The following is a 13576-nucleotide window of genomic DNA, read 5'->3' on the forward strand; positions in this document are numbered from 1 at the left end:
CCCTCCTCTCCTCTGTTTCTTCTTCTGGCGGTCGCGGGTATCGCCACCCTAGGGCAGGCCACCGCAGACGGGGACGGTCACCCCGGTAACCATCGACGCGCCCGGCGAGGCCAGGAACAGCACCGCCGCCGCCACTTCCTCCGGCCGGGTCAGCCGGTCGGTGAACTGGTCCCTGCTGGTCACCGCATGCTTCATCTCCTCGGTGAACCAGGCCTCGACCGTCGGCGTGGAGGTGAGGCCGGGCGCGACGCTGTTGACGCGGATATTGTCCGGCGCATGCGCCTTGGCGGCGAAGCGGGTCAGCTGCACCACGCCCGCCTTGGCTGCCGAATAGGCGGGCGATCCGCTGATCTGCGGGCTGATGCCCGCGGTCGAGGCCATGTTGACGATGCAACCGCCGCCCGCCGCCTGCATCACCGGGATCTCATATTTCATCGAAAGCCAGGTGGCCTTGAGGCTGGTCGCCAATATCCAGTCCCATTTCTCCACCGTGGTGGAAACGATCGTCGCTCCCACCTCGCCGCGCCCGACATTGTTGAACGCGATGTCCAGCCCGCCCAGCTCGGCGACCGTCCGCTCCACCATGCGCGAGACCTGCGCCTCTTCGGTCGCGTCCGTCGCGATGAAGATCGCCCGGCCGCCCGCCGCCTCTATCTCCCGCACGACGGCATCGCCATTGGCGGGGTCGAGATCGGCGATGGCGACCGCCGCGCCCGCCTGCGCGAAGGCGAGGGCCGAGGCGCGGCCGATGCCCGATGCGCCGCCCGTCACCAGCGCCACCTTGCCATTGAGATCCGTCATGCTCCGCTCTCCCTCAATGCCGCAGTTCCTCGTCATGCGGCCCCTCCTTGACGCCCGACGCCGCCTTGCGGGAGGTGCGGACGATATAGTGGCGCAGCGCCTCCAGCTCGGCCGGGCTCAGTTCCGCGAAGCCGGGCATGCCCTGCTGGCTCAAAATGCCGTCGTGCAGTACCTGCGCGAACACTTCGGCCGATTGCGGCACGGCGGATTCGCGCAGGTCCGGCGCCATGCCGCCCGCTTGCAGCGCGACGCCGTGGCAGCTGGTGCAGCGCGAGGCGCTGTAGAGCTTTTCGCCCTGATCGGCCTTGGCATTGTCGAGGACGAAGCCCGGATGGGTCATGAATTGCTTCTTCGCGGGCGGCGGCGCGGGCGGCAGAGCCGCCTTGCCGCCGATCGCGAAGGTCAGCACCCGGCGCGGCTGCGTGCGGTAATCCCAGGGCGAGCCGTCGACGATGCCGCGATAGCCGGCGAGGATGGTCACATATTGCCGACCGTCGACGCTGTAGGTCACCGGCTCGGACGACATGCCGGTCTGCGCGTCGAACGACCACAGGGTCTTGCCGTCGCGCGCGTCATAGGCGACGAACCGTCCGTCGGAGCCGCCCATGAACAGCAAATTGCCGCCCGTGCTGATGACGCCACCGCCCGAATTGACCGGAAGCGGCACGCGCCAGGCCGGTTTCTGCTTCACCGCGTCCCAGGCGAGCAGGAAGGTTTCCCGCTTCGGCAGCGGCTTGGGCGGCTTGGCGAAGCTGATCGCGACATTATAGCCCATGCGGCCCGGCACCGGCTTCCAGTTCTTCCGGTCGACGCCCGCATCGGTATAGAAATTGGCGGTATCCTGCGCCGGGATGTAGGTGAGGCCGGTCACCGGGCTGAACGACATGGGCTGGACATTGTGGCCGCCCATCGGCCCCGGCATCACCACCGCGCCTTCCGGCCCCGGATAGCGCGCCGCCGGATTTTCCACCGGGCGGCCGGTCTTGAGGTCGATGTGCGAGGCCCAGTTCACCTTCACGAACTTCTCGGCCGAGACCAGTTTCCCGCTCGCCCGGTCGATGACGTAGAAGAAGCCGTTCTTGGGCGCATGCAGGATCACGTCGCGCGGCTTGCCGTCGATGGCGAGCGTCGCCAGCTCGATATCCATCGCTGAGTTATAGTCCCAGGTCTCGCCCGGATTGGTCTGATAATGCCAGATATAGTCGCCGGTATCGGCGTCGAGCGCGACGATCGAGGCGAGGAAGAGATTGTCGCCGCCGCCGGGGCTGCGCACCTTGGCGTTCCACGGCGCGCCGTTGCCGGTGCCGATATAGACGCGGTTATATTTGGGATCATAGGCCATGGCGTTCCACGCAGTGCCGCCGCCGCCATATTTCCACCATTCCCCGGTCCAGGTCCTGGCGGCCATCTCCATCGCCTTGTTCTCGAACCCCTTTTTCGGGTCGCCGGGCACGATGTGGAAGCGCCAGACCTGCTTGCCGCTCTTGGCGTCATAGGCCGACACATAGCCGCGCACCGGATTGAAGTCCGCGCCGCCATGGCCGATCATCACCTTGCCCCGGAACACCCAGGGCGCGCCGGTGATGTAGCGGCCATCGTCCGGCCCCTCGGTCGTCTGCGTCTCCCAGGCGAGCTTGCCGGTCCTCGCGTCCACCGCGATCAGCCTGCCGTCGATCGTCCCGGCATAGATGCGCCCGTCATACCAGGCGATGCCGCGGCTGCCCCAAGCCGCGCGCTGCTTGACGCCCGCGACCTTCCACACCTCCGGGTCGTATTTCCACAGCAGCTTGCCGGTGCGCGCGTCGACCGCGTGAAGGACGCTGTAGCCCTGCGCGAAATAGATCACGCCGTCGACCACGACCGGCGAGGTGTAGAGGCTGCCGGTATCGGGCAGGTCGAGATGCCAGACCAGCCCGAGCTGGCCCACAGTGCCGGTGTCGATCTGCCTGAGCGGGCTGAAATGATCGGCGCTGAAGGTGCGGCCGTAGAGCGGCCAGTTGGTCCCGTCCGCCTCGTCGGCCAGCATTGTGTCGGCCGCCGTCGTGGTCGCGGTTGCCGAGGCCCTTCCCCCGTCGTCGCGCGCGCCGCCCGAACAGGCGACGAGCAGCGCCGTCGCCATCGTCACGATCGCGGCCCGCAACGCCTTGCCCACAGCCATGCCCGCCTGTTCCCTCATCCTCATTCCTGCTCCACATCATCCGGGGCCGACAGGCGCGGCCCTCCATCGGCGGCCCGGCCTTATCGCACCGGCGCTGCCTGCTCCTCGCTCCGCCCGATGGCGATCCCGCTGGCCGAGACCGTCACCGGCGCATCCAGCAACAGGCCGACCGACCGCGCGAAGGCGGCCGGGTCGGCGATCGAAAAGGCGCCGCTGATCCGCCGCCCGGCCAGCGCCGGGTCGATCGTCATCGGATCGCTGGAATAGCGCGCCATCTGCGCGACGGCGTCGCCCAGCCGGTCGTTGTCGAAGATCAGCTGGCCCCGCTGCCACGCGGTCAGCCGCGCCATGTCTGGCCGGTCGCGCAGCGGCGCGGCGCGATCCTTGAGGACGATGCGGTCGCCCGCGCGCAGAAAGGCCTCGTCGCGGTCGGACCGCACCGCGACCTTGCCCTCGACCAGCAACACGGAGAGTGCGGCGGGCGCATGGTCGATCTCGAACGCGGTGCCGAGCGCGATCACCTCATAATCGCCGGCGCGCGCCATGAACGGGCGCGAGCGATCGTGCGCCACCTCGAAATAGGCGCGGCCGCGCTCCAGCGTCAGCTGCCGCGCGCCGCCGGAAAACCGCACGGCCAGCGCGCTGTCGCCGTCCAGCGTCACCCGCGACCGGTCGGCCAGCGTCAGCTGCCGCCGCTCGCCCGGCCCGGTTTCGTAGCGTACCGCCGCGTCCGTCTGCATCCAGCCCAGCACCCCGGCCACCGCCGCGACCACCCCCGCCCCCGCGCCGATCGCCACTCTGCGGGTCAATGGGCGGGTCAATGGGCGGGTCAATGGGCGGGACGTCGGCGGGCTGCGCAGCGGTTCGGGCGCGGGATCGCGCACATAGGCGCCCGCCGCATCCCAGGCGGCCGACAGCTCCTCGAACGCCGCCCCATGGGCCGCGTCCTCCGCCAGCCAGGCCCGGAACGCCGCCTCGTCGGCCGCCGTCCGCCCTTCATACCGCAGCCGGGCGAGCCAGGCGGCCGCTTCTGCTCTGACGGAACGGTTGTTCATGAGTGACCGAAGAATCCCAAAAGCGAAATTGTGCACATGCTGTATCCATCAGACGGCGGGCAGGCAATTCTCCTCATCAATCGATTAAAAATAATGTGCGAACAGGTATTCGATCCTTGCGCCCGCCGCGCGAGCGCCTAGCATCGCGCGACAAGCATAAGAGAGAGGCTTTGCGAGGCTTGCGCGTCCAATCCCGTTTCCAATGAACCTGTTGCGGCGGACGAATCGCGCTGCCGCCGCATTCCGGGGAAGGACCGGCCGGACCGCGCAATCGTCGCAATATCTGGGGCAGAGGCGAGAGAGCGTGACGAGCAAATGGCGCAACGGCTGCAAGGCTTCGCTGCTGGCGCCCCTCGCCTGCGTCGTGGGGATCGCCGAGGCGCAGCAGCGCGCGCCCATCTCCATCGCCGCCCAGCCGATGGAGCGCGCCTTGCAGGAACTGGCGCGCAAGAGCGGCGCCGACATCCTCTTTCCGCCTGCCGCCGTCGCCGGATTGCAGGCGCGCCCGGTGACCGGCGCGCGCAGCGCGGCCGAGGCGGCGCGGATCATGATTCGCGGCGCGCCGCTCGGCATCAGCGTCGAGCGGTCGGGCGCGATCGTCATCCGCGCCCGCTCTGCCGCCGCGCCGCGCCCCGCCGCCCGGCCCCGGCCCGCCCCGGCCGCTCCAACAACGCCAGCCCGGCCGCCGACCATCGCGCCGCCGGAGGAGGAGCTGATCGTCATCGCCCGCAGGCGGGAGGAGCATCTGCTCCGCGCGCCCGTCACCGCGACGACCATCGGCTACAGCGAGTTGCAGCGGCGCGGCGCCACGCGGATGGACGATCTCGTCCAGATGGTGCCGCAACTCGTCATCTCGGAAGCCGGGGCCAGCCCGCAGGGCGGCATCATCCTGATCCGGGGGCTGGGCGTGGGCGAGGCCAATCCGCTCGCCGACCAGGCGGTGTCGTTCAACATCGACGGCGTGCAGGTGTCGCGCGCCAATATCCGCCGCGTCACCGAGTTCGACATCGCGCAGGTCGAGGTGCTGAAAGGGCCGCAGGCGCTCTATTTCGGCAAGAACAGCCCGGCCGGGATCATCGTCGTCCAGACCCGCGATCCCGGCCCCGGCTTCGAGGCGCGGGTTTCCGCCACCCATGAATTCGCGGGCGACGAGAGCAGGCTGGAAGCCGCCGTCTCCGGCCCGCTGACCCCGGCGCTGGGCGCCCGCCTCGCGCTGTTCGGCTCGCGTCTCGCCGGCTATTTCCGCAACGATTATCCCGAAGGCAGCCTATTCTCCCCCACCCGGCGGCGGCTGCCCTATAACCGCATGTGGGGCGGGCGGCTGACGCTCAAATATGACGATGGCGGGCCGCTGACCGCACGGCTCAAGCTCGGCCGCAACGGCGTGCGCATGGCGGGGGGCGAGGCGACGATGCAGGCGGTCGCCTGCCCCTATGGCCGCTCCCAGCTTGCGCCCGCGACGGACGACTGCACCGCCAACGGACGGCTGACCCGCCCGGATTCGGGGCCGCTGTTCGAGGCGGCCGAACCGCTCACCGCGCCCGAACCCTATGCCGATCAGGACCAGACGCTCCTCAGCCTGGATGTCCATCACCGCATCGGCGATGCGCTGTCCCTCACCCTGACCAGCGGCTATTATGTGCTGCGCTCGGAGCATTCGGCGTCCTTCGTGCTCGCGGAGCCCGCCTTCGCCCGCTCCATCACCGCCGGCTATCAGCGCCTCAAGACCCGCGAGTTCACGCAGGAGGCGCGGCTCAGCACCGATTTCGCCGGGCCGGTCAACCTGATGGTCGGCGGCTTCTACCAGCACGCCGCGCTCGATCATGTGGCGAGCACGCTCTACAACGGCCTGTCCCCGATGGTGCTCGGTCCCCGCGAAGCCCATGTGCAGACCGGCAACGCCTGGTCGGGCTTCGCGCAGATCGACTGGGAGCTGCGCTCCGGCCTGGAGCTGTCCGGCGGCGTCCGCCTCTCGCATGAGCGCAAGCGGATCGACAACTACAATGCGGCGGGCGTGCTGATCCCCACCGTGCGCCCCGCGCGCGGCTGGACCGACCTGTCGCCCGAAGCCACGCTGAGCTGGCGACCCGATGAGCGGCTGACGCTCTATGGCGGCTATCGCCGGGGCTTCCTGTCGGGCGGGTTCAACGCGGGCACCGGCGATCCGGCGACGGACCGGTCCTACGACCAACAGGTGGTGCGCGGGGTCGAGGGCGGAATCAAGGCGGCGCTGCGCGGCGGGCGGCTGAAGCTGATGGCAGCCGCCTATCGCTATGTGTCGAACGGATTGCAGGTCACCGCCACCATTCCGCGCGCCGACGGCACCGGCTCCGACCAGAGCGTCGTCAATGCCGGCCGCGCCCGCATCGCCGGGGCGGAGGTGGAGGCGCATTATGCCGATGGCGGACCGCTGCGGCTCCACGCCGCTATCGCCTATAACGACGCCCATTATGCCCGCTTCGTCGCGCCCTGCTATGCTGGCCAGTCGATCGCGCAGGGCTGCGCGCTGCTGCCGCGCGCATCGGGCGCGTTCAGCGCGCAGGACCTGTCGGGCCGTCCTCTGTCCCGCGCGCCGCGCTGGAACGTGCAGGGCGGCGCGGTGCTGGCGCTGCCGGTTGCGCCGCAGCGCAGCCTGTCCCTCTCCGCCGACCTCAGCGTCACCAGCGGCTATTATGCGCAGAGCACCAGCAAGCCCGACAGCTGGCAGCCCGCCTATGCGCTGCTGGACCTCGGCCTGCTCTACAGCGACGAGCAGACGGGCTTCTCGCTCCAGCTGATCGCGCGCAACGTCACCGACCGGTACAGCTTCTACCGCTCGCTGGACCAGGTTTTCACCGGGTCCGGCACCGGCGCCGCCTCAGCGCGCCCGTCGGACACGCTTGCGCTGGTCAACCCCGGCAGGCGTGTCCTGCTGCGCCTCTCCCGGCGCCTGTAGTTCCGCCCGTGGTTCCTCGTCCCCCGCTTCAGCGTCGGAGGCCAGCACGCCGCGCACATAGTTGCGAATCGATGCCGCGAACATCTCCTCGTCCGACGCGCCCAGCGCCGCGCTCGCCTGCGACAGATAGGGCAGGCTGTCATTGTGCAGGTCGGTGATGCTCGCCTGCCCGTTGATGCGCCGCTGCGCGGTGAACAGGATCGAGCCGAAGGTCAGCTTGTCCGTGCCGTCGAGGATGACGAGGTGCAGGCGGGACGGCACGCCGTTCACCGCCAGATAATGCGCCCAATGCTCATAGGCGCCCATCATCATCGACATCGGCATGAATTGCAGCAGCAGCACGGCGGCCTGCGGATGGCGCAGCACCGATCGCCAGGTCGACAGGCTGATGCCGACGATCTGCTCCACCCAGTCGGGGTCGCGCTCGAACGGCGGCAGTTCGCCCTCGATCAGCAGCGAGCGCGCGACCTCCGACAGCAGATCCTCCTTGCTGGCGAAATGATGATAGAGGGACGGCGCCTTCACCCCCAGCCGCTGCGCCACGGCGTTGAGGCCGAAGCCCGCCACGCCATGCTCGTCGATCACCGCCAGCGCGGCCGCGACCGCGGTCTCCCTCGATATCAACGGCTTTGACGGCCGCGCCATTGCTGCTCCCTTTCGTGCCACCCGGATGCCCCCTGATAGAAGATAGCGGCGGCAGATGCACGTGGAATGCGCGGCGGGGCGACAGGCGCTCTTTACGCGGCCCGATAACCTATTTATGTTAGGCAAACAGAATCCGACAATCGACAGCTCTGCGCCGGGAGAAAAATTCCGATCCGGCGCCCAAGGAGGATGACCATGCATCAATCGCTTAACTTCTATATCGACGGCCAGTGGGTCGACCCGGTCAGCCCCCAGCGCCATCAGGTCATCAATCCGGCGACCGAAGCCCCGATCGGAGAGATCAACCTCGGCAATGCGCAGGATGTCGACATCGCCGTCAGGGCGGCGAAGAAGGCGTTCGACAGCTTTTCCCAGACCAGCCGCGAAGAGCGCATCGACCTGCTGGAGCGGCTGATCGAAGCCTATAAGGTCCGCCGCAACGATCTCGCCAAGGTGATTACCGAGGAAATGGGCGCGCCCAGCCACCTCGCCGCCAATCTCCACGCGATGATCGGCCAGCTGCACCTCAAGACCGCGTTGCAGGTGCTCAAGACCTATTCGTTCGAGCATGAGCGCGGCGGCCACAAGGTCGAGCTGGAGCCGATCGGCGTCTGCGCGCTCATCACGCCGTGGAACTGGCCGATCAACCAGATCGCGGCCAAGGTGTCGCCCGCCATCGCCTGCGGCTGCACCATGGTGCTCAAGCCCTCCGAGGTCTCGCCCTTCTCCGCCACCATCTGGGCCGAGGTGATGGATGCCGCGGGCGTGCCCGCCGGGGTGTTCAACATGGTGCACGGGCTGGGGCCCGTCGTCGGCGCCGCGCTTTCCAGCCATCCCGATGTGGACATGGTGTCCTTCACCGGCTCGACCGGCGCGGGGATCGAGGTCGCGCGCAACGCCGCGCCGACGATCAAGCGCGTCCACACCGAGCTGGGCGGCAAGTCGGCCAATATCGTGCTGCCCGACGCCGATCTGGAAAAGGCGGTGAGTGGCGGCATTCGCGGGGTGATGGCCAATTCCGGCCAGTCGTGCAACGCGCCCACGCGGATGCTCGTCCCCGCCGACAGGATGGACGAGGCGATCGCCGTTGCCCGCGACATCGCCAGCCAGATCACGGTCGGCGACCCGACGCAGGATCCCGATATCGGCCCCGTCGCGTCGAAGGCGCAGTTCGACAAGATACAGGGCCTCATCGAAAAGGGCGTGGCCGAGGGCGCGACCCTCGTCGCCGGCGGGCCGGGCCGGCCGGAGGGGATCGACAAGGGCTATTTCGTCCAGCCCACCGTCTTCGCCAATGTCCGCAACGACATGACGATCGCGCGCGAGGAGATTTTCGGCCCGGTCGTCTCGATCATCCCCTATAAGGATATCGATGAGGCGATCGCGATCGCCAATGATTCCCCTTATGGATTGGCGGGCTATATCCAGGGCGAGGATGCGGAGACGATCGCGCGGGTCGCCCGGCGGCTGCGGGTCGGCCAGGTGCTCATCAACCAGCCGCGTCCCGATCCGATGGCGCCGTTCGGCGGCTACAAGCAGTCGGGCAACGGCCGCGAATGGGGCGACCATGGCTTCGAGGCGTTTCTGGAGGTGAAGGCCGTGCTCGGCGCTCCGGCCCCGGCAGCAGCGGGCGAAGGCGGCGAAGCGAAGCAGGCGGTCCCGGCCTGAACCCCGGCCCGACCTGAGAGCGCGCCCTCCCCGCGCGGGAGGGGTTGTTGCCGCATGCCCCCTTCGCAAAGGACAGCCCATGGCCGACGCCGCCGTCACCCCCTTCACCATCGCCATTCCCGACGCCGACCTTGCCGACCTGCACGAACGGCTCGCCCGCACGCGCTGGCCGGAGCGGGAGACGGTAAGCGACTGGTCGCAGGGCGTGCCGCTGGAAACCGCTCGGCAGGTGGTCGACCATTGGCGCACCGTCTATGACTGGCGCCGCTGCGAGGCCGCGCTCAACCGCTGGCCGCAGTTCCGCACCCGGATCGACGGCCTCGGCATCCACTTCTTCCATGTCCGCTCCGTCCATGCCGATGCGGTGCCGCTGCTGCTCACCCATGGCTGGCCGGGGTCGGTGCTGGAGTTCCTGAAGACCATCGGCCCGCTCACCGACCCGCAGGCGCATGGCGGCGCGGCGGAGGATGCCTTCCATGTCGTCATCCCGGCGCTGCCCGGCTACGGCTTTTCCGACAAGCCCGACGGTCCCGGCTGGACGGTGGAGCGGATCGCCGATGCCTGGGCCGCGCTGATGGCGCGGCTGGGCTATAATCATTTCCTCGCGCAGGGCGGCGACTGGGGTTCGCCGGTCACCGTCCAGCTGGCTGAGCGTCACCCGGCGCGGATCCGGTCCATCCACCTCAACCTCGTCGCCGCCGTTCCGCACGACATCGCCGAGCCGACCGAGGAAGAACAGGCGATCTTCGACGCCCTCGCCCGGCATCGCCGCTGGAACACCGGCTATTCGACCCAGCAATCGACCCGGCCGCAAACGCTGGGCTATGGCCTCGCCGACTCCCCGGTCGGGCAGGCGATGTGGATCTACGACAAATATCGCTTCTGGATGGATTGCGACGGCGACCCGGTGAAGGCGATGCCGCTCGACGACCTGCTCGACAACACCACGCTCTATTGGCTCACCAACAGCGGCACCTCTTCCGCGCGGCTCTATTGGGAAAGCTTCCATCAGGTCCGCTATCCCGCGCTGGACCTGCCGGTCGGGGTCAGCCTGTTCCCGCACGAATCGATCCGCCCGCTCAGGCGCTGGGTCGAGCGGCTCTACCCCGATCTGGTCTACTGGAACGAGCCTGCCGCAGGCGGCCATTTCGCCGCCTGGGAACAGCCGGAGAGCTTCGTGCGGGAAATGCGCGGCTGGGCGGCAGCGCTGCGCGCGCGGGCATGACTGTCTATGCGTCGCGCCAGGCGGGCGGACGCTTTTCCAGAAACGCCTGCGTCGCCTCGCGATAATCCAACGTTCCGCCCAGCAGCACCTGCTGCCGGTCCTCCAGCGCCATCGCCGCCTCCATGCTCGGCGCGTCGAGGTTGAGGTTGAGCGCCTGCTTGGTGAGCCGCAGGCCCCAGGGCGAGGTCAGCAGCATCTCCTCCGCCAGCGCCAGCCCGGCGTCGAGCAGCGCCTCCTCCGCGACCACGTCGCTCAGCAGGCCCAGCCGCAGCGCCCGATCGGCAGGGATGAAGCGGCCGGTCAGCAGCAGTTCCGAGGCGAGCGAGGCGCCGACCAGGCGCGGCAGCAAATAGCTCGACGCCATGTCGCAGCCGCCGAGGCCGATCTTGATATAGGCCGCGTTCATCCGCAGGCTCGGCGCGCCCAGGCGCACGTCGGACGACAGCAGCAGCGAAAAGCCGCCGCCGCAGGCGGGCCCCTGCGCCAGCGCGATGATCGGCTGCGGGCAGGCGCGCATCCGGCGGTAGATGGTACCGATCAGCGTCTGCACATGCAGGCCGTGCAGCACCGGCGTCGCCTCTTCCGGTCTCTCCCAGCCCTTGAGGTCCAGCCCGGCGCAAAAGGCGCGCCCCGCGCCGCGCAGGATGACCACGCGCACATCGGCGCGATTGGCGAGGCCGGTGAAATAATCGACCAGCGTGACGGTCATCGATTCGGACAGGGTGTTGAGCGCATCGGGCCGGTTCAATGTCACGATCTCGATCGCGCCCCGCCGCTCCACCATGATATCGGGACTGTCCGCCATGCCGCGCTCCTTCATTGCTGTCCGAAGGTTATTAATCTATCGATTAAATTCGTAAAGCCCAAATGGCCCGCCGCTGCAACGGCCGATGGAGAAAGCCCATGACAGACGCCCCGCTCGCCATCACCGTCACCGCCTTCGGCGCGCCCGACCAGCTGGAACTGCGCCCGCACGATCCCGGCCCGCCGAAAGCGGGAGAAGTCCGCATCGCCGTCGAGATCGCCGGCATCGGCTATGTCGACGTGCTGGTGGGCAAGGGCGACTATCAGCTGAAACCCGACCTGCCCTTCGTCCTCGGCAGCGAGTGCGCGGGCCGGGTGGAGGCGGTCGGCGAAGGCGTCGATCCGGCGCTCATCGGCAAGCGGGTGTGCGGCGCGGGCTTCATCGGCGCCTTCGGACAGGCAGTGAATTTCCCCGCGCGGGCGGTGACCGAGCTGCCGCCGTCCATGTCGTTCGAGGAAGCGTCGGTGTTTCGCGTCAGCTACGGCACCGCTTATCATGCGCTGGTCCAGCGCGGGCGGTTGCAGCCGGGCGAGACGCTGCTGGTGCTGGGCGCGGGCGGCGCGATCGGGGTGGCGGCGATTCAGATCGGCAAGGCGCTGGGCGCCCATGTCATCGCCTCCGCCTCCAGCGTGGAAAAGCGCGCGCTGGCGCTTTCCACCGGGGCGGACGCGGCGATCGACGCCCTCGCGCCGGAATGGCGCGAAGCGGTGAAAGCGGCCAATGGCGGGCGTCCGGTCGATGTGGTGGTCGATCCCGTCGGCGGCGGCGCCACAGAGCCCGCCTTCCGCTCACTCGGCTGGAACGGGCGGCTGCTCGTCATCGGCTTTGCCGGGGGCGGCATCGCGCGGCTGCCGGTCAATCTCGCGCTGCTGAAAGGGGCATCGCTGGTCGGCGTCGATGTTCGCCAGTTCGGCGAGCATGAGCCCGATGTGCAGGCCGCCAATATGCGCGCGCTGTTCGCGCTGCATGCCGAGGGCAGGCTGCGCCCGCCGATCGCGCGGGTCTATCCGCTCGCCGATTATGTCGAGGCGCTGCGCGCGGCGTTCAGCGGGCAGGTGGCGGGGCGCATCCTGTTGAGGATGCGGCCGGACCCGGCCTGATCAACCGGGCAGCATCGCGACCAGCCGCGGCACCTCCGCCAGCGCGCGCAACGCATCGTTGAGATGGGTGCAACCCGCCGTCTTGCGCAACAGCCGCAGCACCGTCGCGCGCATATCGGCCAGCGGCTGGTCCAGCAATATATGCAGGTTCACCATCGCCGCCGGGCATTCGGCATAGGGCAGGATCTGCGGGATCGCCTCCAGCGAGAGCAGCCGCAGCCCCGCCGCGTCGGCGGTCGCGACAAGGCGATATTCGTGCAGGCCGCTGCGCGGACCTTCGGGTGTCTCGCCGCTATCCTGAAAGGTCGCGTCGATCCGCACCAGCCCGTCCTCGCGCCATACGTCGATGCGCCGCGCGCGCCGCAGATTGGGGCCGTCCAGCGGCGGAAAGTCATGCCAGCCCGCCGGATCGTCGGCCCGTTCGATCGGCGGCACCAGCGTGGGGCCGACATCGTCCTCGCGCGTAAGGTCGAGCGCGCCCGACCCCGGCCGGAAGCCGATGCACACCCCTTCCATCTGCGGCACCCGCTCGGCGCGGTCGGCGCGCTGCGCCGCGATCGCCGCCGCGTCGCGCCATTGCGTCCACGCCCAGTTGGCGATCAGGGTCGTTCCCGCCATGTCGTCGAGCAGCAGATAGAGCGGCGTGCCCGCCACCCGCTCGCCATGCAGCGCGTGGTCGATCGCCTCGCGCAGATGCCCGCCCGCGCGTGCGCCGACCAGCGCCTCCAGCCCGGCGCGCGGCGGATCGGCGGCGATGGCGCGGATCAGGCGATGTTCCGCCCGCGCCTCCATCGCATCCTCGGCCAGCACCAGCGGAGCGCCGCCGTCCACCGGCGTCAGCAGATCGCGCGCCCGCCCGCGCAGCCGGGCAAGGCCACCGCGCCCGTCCGGCCAGTCCACATAGATGGTGGAGGTGCGCCGCACCGATCCGGGCCGCCGCACGGGCGACGGGCCGGCGGGCGTGCGGGGCGCCGCCGGATAGAGCGGCAACGGCTCCCCCCGGAGCGAAAGCGTCGGCACGATGTCTGTCATCGGAGGACCGCGCGTGAAGGAAAGCGATATGTCGACATGAACGTCCCGGCCCCTAGCGCAGGCAATCCCGGCAGGCAATCGCCAAATGCGCTTGCCATGGCCGGACCAAGTCAATAATTGTTCGATTAAGGAAATTAGCGACATCATTTCCG

10 protein-coding genes are annotated in these 13576 nt (G+C 69.0%); 4 read left to right on the forward strand and 6 right to left on the reverse strand.

The features are described 5' to 3' along the window. Positions 1-48: 48 nt before the first annotated feature. From GGR43_RS07610 to GGR43_RS07620, 3 genes are all read right to left on the reverse strand, one after another. Positions 49-801, reverse strand: a complete 753-nt coding sequence (locus GGR43_RS07610) for an SDR family NAD(P)-dependent oxidoreductase (protein WP_188071364.1) — start codon at positions 799-801, stop codon at positions 49-51. Between the two features lie 13 nt (positions 802-814). Then, on the reverse strand, positions 815-2977 hold the full coding sequence (locus GGR43_RS07615; protein ID WP_246343417.1) for a PQQ-dependent dehydrogenase, methanol/ethanol family: 2163 nt from the start codon (positions 2975-2977) through the stop codon (positions 815-817). Between the two features lie 62 nt (positions 2978-3039). Then, on the reverse strand, positions 3040-4014 hold the full coding sequence (locus GGR43_RS07620) for a FecR family protein (RefSeq protein ID WP_188071365.1): 975 nt from the start codon (positions 4012-4014) through the stop codon (positions 3040-3042). Between the two features lie 304 nt (positions 4015-4318). Here GGR43_RS07620 and GGR43_RS07625 point away from each other — a divergent pair, with 304 nt between their 5' ends. Continuing rightward, positions 4319-6949 carry a TonB-dependent receptor domain-containing protein gene (locus GGR43_RS07625; protein WP_188071366.1) on the forward strand — a complete coding sequence of 877 codons (2631 nt, stop codon included), beginning with the start codon at positions 4319-4321 and terminating at the stop codon, positions 6947-6949. On the opposite strand, the gene GGR43_RS07630 is transcribed toward GGR43_RS07625, so the two are convergent. Continuing rightward, a complete protein-coding gene (locus GGR43_RS07630; protein ID WP_188071367.1) occupies positions 6872-7594 on the reverse strand; it encodes a TetR/AcrR family transcriptional regulator in 723 nt (240 codons plus the stop codon). The genes GGR43_RS07625 and GGR43_RS07630 overlap by 78 nt on opposite strands. Positions 7595-7789: 195 nt before the next feature. On the opposite strand from GGR43_RS07630, the gene GGR43_RS07635 reads away from it, so the two are divergent. Beyond that, positions 7790-9262, forward strand: coding sequence for an aldehyde dehydrogenase family protein (locus tag GGR43_RS07635; protein ID WP_188071368.1), 1473 nt, complete (start codon positions 7790-7792; stop codon positions 9260-9262). 79 nt (positions 9263-9341) lie between these two features. Next, positions 9342-10487 (forward strand): epoxide hydrolase family protein, encoded by a 1146-nt coding sequence (locus GGR43_RS07640; RefSeq protein WP_188071369.1) that lies wholly within the window; start codon positions 9342-9344, stop codon positions 10485-10487. Between the two features lie 4 nt (positions 10488-10491). On the opposite strand, the gene GGR43_RS07645 is transcribed toward GGR43_RS07640, so the two are convergent. Next, positions 10492-11292 carry an enoyl-CoA hydratase/isomerase family protein gene (locus GGR43_RS07645; protein ID WP_188071370.1) on the reverse strand — a complete coding sequence of 267 codons (801 nt, stop codon included), beginning with the start codon at positions 11290-11292 and terminating at the stop codon, positions 10492-10494. A gap of 98 nt (positions 11293-11390) precedes the next feature. Here GGR43_RS07645 and GGR43_RS07650 point away from each other — a divergent pair, with 98 nt between their 5' ends. After that, positions 11391-12392: an NADPH:quinone oxidoreductase family protein gene (locus tag GGR43_RS07650; protein ID WP_188071371.1), complete on the forward strand. Its 1002-nt coding sequence runs from the start codon at positions 11391-11393 to the stop codon at positions 12390-12392. Here the strand turns inward: GGR43_RS07650 and GGR43_RS23860 are convergent, their stop codons facing one another. After that, positions 12393-13412 carry a DUF2889 domain-containing protein gene (locus GGR43_RS23860; RefSeq protein WP_223177346.1) on the reverse strand — a complete coding sequence of 340 codons (1020 nt, stop codon included), beginning with the start codon at positions 13410-13412 and terminating at the stop codon, positions 12393-12395. Between the last annotated feature and the right edge of the window lie 164 nt (positions 13413-13576).

The sequence above is a fragment of the Sphingobium jiangsuense genome (genome assembly GCF_014196495.1).
Classification (GTDB): Bacteria; Pseudomonadota; Alphaproteobacteria; order Sphingomonadales; family Sphingomonadaceae; genus Sphingobium; species Sphingobium jiangsuense.

Excerpts from the sequence above, each read along its gene's own strand:
- GGR43_RS07610 (WP_188071364.1), bottom strand. The coding sequence starts at position 801 with ATGACGGATCTCAATGGCAAGGTGGCGCTGGTGACGGGCGGCGCATCG.
- GGR43_RS07615 (WP_246343417.1), bottom strand. The coding sequence starts at position 2,977 with ATGAGGGAACAGGCGGGCATGGCTGTGGGCAAGGCGTTGCGGGCCGCG.
- GGR43_RS07620 (WP_188071365.1), bottom strand. The coding sequence starts at position 4,014 with ATGAACAACCGTTCCGTCAGAGCAGAAGCGGCCGCCTGGCTCGCCCGG.
- GGR43_RS07630 (WP_188071367.1), bottom strand. The coding sequence starts at position 7,594 with ATGGCGCGGCCGTCAAAGCCGTTGATATCGAGGGAGACCGCGGTCGCG.
- GGR43_RS07635 (WP_188071368.1), top strand. The coding sequence starts at position 7,790 with ATGCATCAATCGCTTAACTTCTATATCGACGGCCAGTGGGTCGACCCG.
- GGR43_RS07640 (WP_188071369.1), top strand. The coding sequence starts at position 9,342 with ATGGCCGACGCCGCCGTCACCCCCTTCACCATCGCCATTCCCGACGCC.
- GGR43_RS07645 (WP_188071370.1), bottom strand. The coding sequence starts at position 11,292 with ATGGCGGACAGTCCCGATATCATGGTGGAGCGGCGGGGCGCGATCGAG.
- GGR43_RS07650 (WP_188071371.1), top strand. The coding sequence starts at position 11,391 with ATGACAGACGCCCCGCTCGCCATCACCGTCACCGCCTTCGGCGCGCCC.